Below are 2,367 nucleotides of genomic sequence, written 5' to 3'. Positions count from 1 at the left end.
CGCAATCGCGATAGCGAGTTTCCTTATCGTCACGACAGCGATTTTTTCTACCTCACTGGTTTTGAAGAGCCAGGTGCAACACTCGTATTAAAGATTGCTGGATCAACATCACAAGCACAACTGGAATCACATCTCTTTTGCAGACCCAAAGATGCAGAGCGTGAGATTTGGGATGGCATTCGTTTAGGGCCAGAAGCTGCACCCTCAATCTTGGGCGTGGAGTATGCCTACAGCAATCTTGAGCTAGATAAAAAATTGGGTGAGTTATTAGCTGATCAAGATGCGGTCTACATTCGTCTTTCAGAAAGCGCTGAAACAGATCGTCGCTTACGACATTGGATGAAACAAGTACGGTCCCAGGCACGTGCTGGTGTTAACCCACCATCTGAGTTTCATGATGTAGAGAGTTTGATTCATGAAATGCGTCTCTTTAAAGATACTCATGAAATCGATATCATGCGCCGCGCTGCCCAAATATCTGCACGTGCCCACATTCGTGCCATGCAAACCTGCAAACCTGGAATGCGTGAATATCATCTCGAAGCTGAGCTTCTTCATGAATTCCGCTATAGCGGTGCGCAAAGCGTTGCATACAACAGCATTGTTGCTGGTGGTGCCAACTCCTGCATTCTGCATTACCGTGCTGGTGATGCAGAGCTACGTAGTGGTGAACTCTGTCTGATTGACGCGGGCTGCGAGCTGGATGGCTACGCTTCAGATATCACCCGTACATTTCCAGTAAATGGCAGGTTCACAGGGCCGCAACGTACGCTGTATGACATCACACTAGCATCACAAGAGGCAGCAATTGCAGCAACCAAACCTGGAAATACATTTATGCAGCCACATGAGGCAGCGTTAAAGGTACTCACTCAAGGCCTGATTGATGAGAAGCTTCTCAAGCTTGCAGAAGTAGGTTCTTTAGACAATGCAATTGAGGCTGGCGCCTATCGTCGCTTCTATATGCACCGTACCTCGCACTGGTTGGGTATGGATGTTCACGATGTCGGCTCGTATCGCGAACCACTGAACACATCAACAGATTCCGCTGAAAAACCATGGCGTATTCTTAAATCTGGCATGGTCCTCACCATTGAGCCAGGCCTATACGTTCGCCCAGCAGATGATGTCGATGAACGCTTCTGGAATATTGGCATCCGCATTGAAGATGATGCAGTAGTGAATGACTCAGGATGTGAATTGATTTCTCGCGGCGTACCAGTCAAAGCCGATGAGATTGAAGCACTGATGAAGAATAATTAAGTTACGAAGCATGTCAGCAAAGAGCTTAGATATTTTGATTCAAGGTGGTGGACCAGTTGGTCTAGCCTGCGCAGCATGGTGCTTGCAAAAATTTCCAGAAGCTAAGATTGTCTTGCTCGATCGCAACCCTATGAATGATGCAGATTTAGCTGCTGCCGATAGCAGAGGTATAGCCTTATCGCACGGTAGCAAACTCTTGCTCGACACCATTAAGGCATGGCCTACAGAGTGTGCGGACATTCATCGAGTTCATGTCTCACAAGCAGGTCGTTTTGGCCGCGCTCTGATGACTCGCGAAGAGCTTGGGCAAGATGCTCTAGGTCATATCGTTCGTTATCGAGATATTCATCTCACACTGCGTCAGGCTTTAAGAGTCATTCAAACAAAGAGTCCCAATTTTGTTTGGGAGCACATCAATGCTGATACCGATACTTCACATATTCTAGCCAAATGCGTAGTGCATGCTGAAGGCGGTTTATTTAAAACCCAAGATTGGGTTGAGTCCGGCAGAGACTATGAGCAGTCCGCTTTAGTTGGCTTAGTCGAGGTTGGAGATGCAGCACCCCATCAAGCATGGGAACGCTTTACTTCCGAAGGGCCTTTAGCAGTTCTGCCGAGTCACTATGGTCGCAATATTCTGAATCTGGTTTGGTGTGGAACGCCAAGCTCTTCACAAGCACGTCTTGCTTTAAGTGATGCTGATTTTCTAAAGAGCTTGCAAGCCGAGTTTGGTTCGCGTATTGGTCAGTTCCTCAAAATCCAAGATCGTCGTCTTTATGATCTAGGCCTCAACTACCGCAAAGAAATTACTCAGGGCAATGAGGTTTGGATTGGTAATGCCGCCCAAACTTTGCATCCCGTTGCAGGACAAGGCCTTAACCTTGGATTAAGGGATGCCTATCTCTTGGCCGAAAAACTCAGCATCCTCTTCTCCAAATCTGAAGATCAAAAAACTGTAACGGCCATTGAGGCAACATTGCAGGACTATGCTCTAAGCCGCAAGGTCGATCGATCCGCCACTATTGGTTTGACCGACTTCATGGCCAGAATCTTCACCTCCAACCTATTTCCCATTGTGATCGGCCGTGGGTTGGCTTTATCGGC

General features: G+C 47.5%; 2 protein-coding genes. Both read left to right on the top strand.

Annotated features, from left to right (window positions below):
* A partial coding sequence (locus B7X71_RS15400) for an aminopeptidase P N-terminal domain-containing protein (RefSeq protein WP_293601341.1) occupies positions 1–1,263 on the top strand: 1,263 nt, incomplete at its 5' end.
* Positions 1,264–1,273: 10 nt separating this feature from the next.
* Positions 1,274–2,367, top strand: a 1,094-nt coding sequence (locus tag B7X71_RS15395; RefSeq protein ID WP_293601340.1) for an FAD-dependent monooxygenase, incomplete at its 3' end; no start/stop codon positions are given.

The organism is Polynucleobacter sp. 39-46-10 (assembly GCF_002282275.1).
The sequence above is the reverse complement of the archived record's forward strand: the minus strand, read 5'-3'. Positions and strand labels throughout refer to the sequence as shown.